Origin of the sequence: Paraburkholderia sp. (genome assembly GCF_036488505.1) — a bacterium.
GTDB lineage: Bacteria > Pseudomonadota > Gammaproteobacteria > Burkholderiales > Burkholderiaceae > Paraburkholderia.
This window is the reverse complement of the sequence record NZ_DASXHN010000064.1, coordinates 1-5,241: the sequence shown is the minus strand read 5'-3', so window position 1 is coordinate 5,241 and position 5,241 is coordinate 1. Positions and strand designations below refer to the sequence as shown.

Genomic DNA, 5,241 nt, shown 5'->3' with positions numbered 1-5,241 from the left:
CAGACGTTCGACGTCGGCCGCCGGCAGCAATCCGAACGTGAAGCCAGCGACCGGCACGCGCAGTTCGATCAGCACCTCCAGTTGCGCGCGGAAGTCTGGGGCGTAGCGATCGAGCGGCTTGCCCGGCGGCAGACCGAGGTCAGCGCGCACGGGATCGATCGCCGCGAGCGCGCGGCGCACGGTCGCGTCGTCGGGCGAAGCGGGATCGAGCACGAACAGGTTCACGCCGAACGGGCGATCGGTCAGCGCGCGAATCGCCGCGACTTCGCTCGCGATCTTTTCGGGCGGCAGCGCCGCGCCCGCGAGAAAACCGAGGCCGCCCGCGTTCGAGACCGCCGCCACCAGCGCGGGCGTGGTCGCGCCGCCTGCCATCGGCGCCTGCACGACCGGCACTCGCATTTGAAAACGCTCGGCAAACGGCGACACAAAACTGCCTTCAGTCATGATGGTTTCCTTTGCCGGCGCAACGCCGGCGCTATTCCCGCCCAACGGCTCGCAAACGTATTCACCACATGTTCGCAGTACGCTTGCAGTAGTTTCAGATCCGCTTGGAGCGCGGTTGCGCTGCAATTGCGGCGAGCGCTAGCCGTCATCCCAAACTCTAGCCATGCGCGCGTCGACGGAGAAATGAATTATCGAGAATGTTTCAATCGCCTGACGAGAATCGGCCGGCACCCCGCAGCGCGAAGGCGCGCGCCGCGCCACTGCACGTCGCTTCTTTTGATGGCAAACTAACCGCCGCTTCAGGGCCTACTCGTCTCTGGCGTTTCGCATACCCCGACCTCGCGCGGCGCTCGCGCGAGTCAATGGAGAACAGCATGAGCACCACTTCCCGATGGATCGACATCCCCGCCGGCAACGACAGTTTCGGCGGCTACCTCGCGTTGCCAAAAGCTGGCAACGGACCGGCCGTGATCATCATTCAGGAAATCTTCGGCGTGAACAGCCATATCCGCTCGGTGGCGGATCAGTACGCGCAGGACGGCTATGTCGCGCTCGCGCCGGACGTGTTCTGGCGGGTTCAGCCGCGCGTCGAATTGACGTATGACGGCAAGGACCGCGAAAAGGCGCTCGAACTGATGCAGAAGACCAATGTCGATGACGCGGTCGCCGACATCGGTGCCGCTGCTGCCGCGTTGCGCGGCTTGCCGGAAGTGACCGGCAAGATCGCGGCGATCGGCTACTGCTTTGGCGGCCGGCTCGCGTATCTGGCGGCCGCGGCCGGCTCGGTCGATGCCGCCATCGCTTATTACGGCGGCGGCATCCATATGCATCTCGACAAGGCCGCGAACGTCAAGGTGCCGATGCAGTTTCACTACGGCGAGCTCGACAAGCATATTCCGCCGTCGGACATCGGCCAGATCCAGGAGCGTTTCGCAGGCCGCGCGGACGTGCAGTTCAACATCTACCCGAACGCCGACCACGGCTTCAATTGCTCGGACCGCGCATCGTACAACCAGCATGCATCCGCATTGGCGCATGGCCGCACGCTGACGTTCCTCGGCGAGCGGATGTAATTCGCGGCGCCAGGCGCGAGCTTCGCTTCGCATCCACGCGACGCCCGCACCGCTCGCCTCTGTCGACTGCCGCATTTGAAGTGCGCGGCCGAATCGATGCGAGTCACGCGGACGCGTAACTCGGGTAGGCTCTGAAAGACGGCGTGTCGATGACACGCCGTCTTTTTCCATTTGCGACGACCGCGCCGCTATCACATTGCCTGACGAAAAGCGTTCGTCGCGCGACGCGAACCGCGTCGCGACCGGCACAGCAGCCCGCCGGCTCAGCGCAGACGCAAACCAATAGCGAGGACCATCCGCCGTGCACTCAGACTATCTCGCTCACGACGCCATTGGCCTCGCCGAACTCGTTCGCACACGCGAGGTCAGCGCGCGCGAACTGATCGATGTCGCGATCTCGCGCACCGAAGCAGTCAATCCGGCGATCAACGCTGTGGTGCTGAAGGATTACGATGCGGCGCGCCAGCGCGCGTCGCGCGACGACGCCATTCGCAACGGCACCGGCGCCACCAACGGCACGAGCAACCTGAACGGCACGGACCCCGCCGCCGCGCACGCGGCGCTCGCGGGCGTTCCGTTTCTGATCAAGGACCTCGGCGCGCCGGTCGCCGGCTTGCCGATGGCCATGGGCAGCCGTCACTATCGACACTTCGTTCCGACCCAGGACGCACCGGTCGTCACGCTTGCGAAGGCGGCGGGGCTGAACATCTTCGCGAAGACCAGCACGTCCGAACTCGGTCAGATGCCCTATACGGAGCCCGAACTATTCGGCCCGTGCCGCAATCCGTGGAATCTCGATCACACGCCAGGCGGTTCGAGTGGCGGCGCCGCGGCGGCGGTTGCGGCTGGCATCGTGCCGGTCGCGCATGCGTCGGACGGCGGCGGCTCGATCCGCATCCCGGCTTCGTGCTGCGGACTATTCGGCCTGAAGCCTTCGCGCGGACGCGTGCCGCGCGCCGCGCCGCCGGGCCCCGGCGAACTCGGCATCGACCTCGCGGTTTCTCGCAGCGTGCGCGACAGCGCGTTGCTGCTCGATCTGCTGGCGGGCAACGCCGAGCGGCCCACGGGCGCGCCCGGCACGTTTCTCGGCGCGACCCGGGAGCCGTGCAAGCCACTCACCATCGCGTATATCACCGAGCCGATGCTCGCGCCGTCGCTCTCCGCCGATGCGCGCGCCGCGCTCGACGACGCCGCGCAACTCGCGGCATCGCTTGGCCATCGTCTGGAACCGGTGTCGCTCGGCGTCGATTTCGCCGCGGTCCGGCATGCGTTTCTGACGCTGTGGTCGGTGAGCGCGGAAGACCTCGTGCTCAACGCGGAGCGCATCACCGGCCACAAGCCAGTGCGCAATGAATTCGAGATTTCGACGTGGGCGATGGCGCACATTGGCCGCAAGATCGGCGAGCAGGGACTGCCGGCCGCGCTCGACGAACAGCGCCGCATCACGGCGCGTCTGACCGACCTGTTGAACCGCTACGACGTGCTGCTTTGCGCGACGCTGGCCGGCGCGCCCATCAAGATCGGTGAGATGCAGCCGACTTCCGTGGAGCGCATGCAGATGCGTGCGATCACCGCGATGCCGCTCGAACCGCTAATCAGGAAGCTGCTGCTCGAAGCGTCGAACAAGGCGTTCGCGTGGGCCGGATGCACGGAGCTGTTCAATCTGAGCGGGCAGCCGGCGATGTCGGTGCCGCTCTACTGGAACGCGCGCGGGCTGCCGATCGGCGTGCAATTCGCCGCGCGCACCGGCGGCGAAGCGACGCTGCTCAGACTTGCCGCGCAACTCGAAACGACACGGCCGTGGTTCGACCGGCGGCCACCGTTGATGACCGTGCGGCGGTAAGAACAGCGCAGGCGCTCTGCCACGGGCTTTGCCGTATCCGATCGGATCACGCACCGGTCAGCGGCGCAAGCACCCCGCTGGAGACGAAACGGCGAAAACGCCAGACGGAAATGGCAGGCGAAACCGTGAGCCGAAGCGGCGGACGGCGAGGGCGAGGGCGAGGGCGAGGGTAAGGACGACGGCGGACGGCGGACGGCACCGCATGCTATCCCGCGGACCGCACGCGAGATAGCAGCCCGGCTCGGCACTGAATACGCCGCGATGTGGCGGCGCATTCCCCACCAGCCGGAAAACGCTCGACGTCGGCGTCAGGCTTTCTTGTTATAGGCGCTGCACCAACCCTTAGCCGCCACCTGCTTGCCCGCGAACATCGGACAGCCGGCGTAGGCGTCACCCGCCTTGCCCTGGAAGAAGCTGCAGTTGCCGCATTCCTCGCCCGGCGCGTATTTGGCGAACTTCGCCTTGTCGACTTTGCTGGCGTCCGTGCGGTAGCCGAGCGCCTGTGCGGTCGGGTCGGTTTCGGAGACTTTCGGTGCATCGGCGAGCGCCTGGCGCGACAGCGCAAACGTCGAGGCAACACCGATGCTGGTGATCAAAAACGTACGACGGGACGATCTCATGGGGACTCACTCCATTTATATGGAAACAACGCCGTTCTGATGACAGCGTGCCCCAAGCATAGCAATGAAGCCGCCGCACGTGAGCGTCCAATGATGGAGATAAGCGAAACGCACGAGCGCGGCGCCGGCGCGGCGCGCGCGACGTGAGTTTGCGCGCGCCTGCCGCGGTCAGGTGCGCCCGGTGAGTTCGCACACCCGCTGCGCGATCGCGAGCGACGCCGTCAGTCCCGGCGACTCGATACCGAACAGGTTGACGAGCCCGCGCACGCCATGCGCGGCCGGGCCCTGGATCACGAAGTCCGCGGCGGGCTCGCCAGGGCCGGACAGCTTCGGACGAATGCCCGCATACGCGGGCTGCAACGCGTCGTCGGGTAGCGCGGGCCAATACGCGCGAATCGCCGCATAAAACGAATCCGCGCGCCTCGGATCGACGTCGTAGTTGATCGCGTCGACCCATTCGACATCGGGACCGAAACGCGCCTGACCGCCGAGATCGATCGTCAGATGAACGCCGAGACCCGCGTCGTTCGGCATCGGATAGATCAACCGGCTGAACGGCGCGCGCCCCGAGATGCTGAAGTAGTTGCCACGCGCGAAATAAAGCGGCGGCACGTGCCGCGCGTCGAGCCCGCGAATCTTGCGCGCGAGCGCATTCGCGTGCAGCCCCGCGCTGTTGATCACGCACGCGGCACTGATCGTGGTCGGCGCATCGCCGCCGACCGTGACGATGAAGCGGCCGTTGTGCGCCTCGATGGCCTCGACCGGCGCATGAAACGCGCAGATTGCGCCGTCGTGCTCGGCATCGCCCTGCAGCGCGAGCATGTATTGATGACTATCGACGATCCCCGTCTGCGGCGAGAACACCGCCTCCACGCATTCGAGCGCCGGCTCGAGCGCTTGCGCCTGATCGCCGGTGACGCGCATCAGGTCGAGCACGCCGTTGTCGCGCCCCTTGGCCACGATGGTTTCGAGCTGAGGAATCTGGTTGCGCGACGTCGCGACGAGCAGCTTGCCGCAGCGCGAATGCGGCACGTTGCGCGCCACGCAATAGTCGTACAGCATCTCGCGGCCGCGCACGCACAGCGTGGCCTTCAAGGAACCGCGCGGATAGTAGATGCCCGCATGAATCACCTCGCTGTTGCGCGAGCTCGTGCCCACTCCAATCGCGCCGGCGGCTTCCAGCACGATCACCTCGCGCCCGCGCGCCGCCAGCGCGCGCGCCACCGCGAGGCCGATCACGCCGGCGCCGATCACTACGCAT

At 66.5% G+C, this 5,241-nt stretch carries 5 protein-coding genes; 2 read left to right on the top strand and 3 right to left on the bottom strand.

Annotated elements, in window-relative coordinates:
* A partial coding sequence (locus VGH68_RS03795; RefSeq protein ID WP_331602169.1) for a nitronate monooxygenase occupies positions 1-444 on the bottom strand: 444 nt, incomplete at its 3' end.
* 374 nt (positions 445-818) lie between these two features.
* Here VGH68_RS03795 and VGH68_RS03790 point away from each other — a divergent pair.
* Complete coding sequence (locus tag VGH68_RS03790) at positions 819-1,517, top strand: dienelactone hydrolase family protein (protein WP_331602168.1); 699 nt, start codon at positions 819-821, stop codon at positions 1,515-1,517.
* 301 nt (positions 1,518-1,818) lie between these two features.
* Positions 1,819-3,360: an amidase gene (locus tag VGH68_RS03785; protein ID WP_331602167.1), complete on the top strand. Its 1,542-nt coding sequence runs from the start codon at positions 1,819-1,821 to the stop codon at positions 3,358-3,360.
* A 308-nt stretch (positions 3,361-3,668) separates the two neighbouring features.
* Here the strand turns inward: VGH68_RS03785 and VGH68_RS03780 are convergent, their stop codons facing one another.
* Together VGH68_RS03780 and VGH68_RS03775 are read right to left on the bottom strand one after the other, a co-directional pair.
* Entirely contained in the window at positions 3,669-3,980 is a 312-nt protein-coding gene (locus VGH68_RS03780; protein WP_331602166.1) for a high-potential iron-sulfur protein, read from the bottom strand.
* Positions 3,981-4,148: 168 nt separating this feature from the next.
* A partial coding sequence (locus tag VGH68_RS03775; protein WP_331602165.1) for an NAD(P)/FAD-dependent oxidoreductase occupies positions 4,149-5,241 on the bottom strand: 1,093 nt, incomplete at its 5' end.

Coding starts and splice junctions, on each gene's coding strand:
- VGH68_RS03790 (WP_331602168.1), top strand. CDS start 819: ATGAGCACCACTTCCCGATGGATCGACATCCCCGCCGGCAACGACAGT.
- VGH68_RS03780 (WP_331602166.1), bottom strand. CDS start 3,980: ATGAGATCGTCCCGTCGTACGTTTTTGATCACCAGCATCGGTGTTGCC.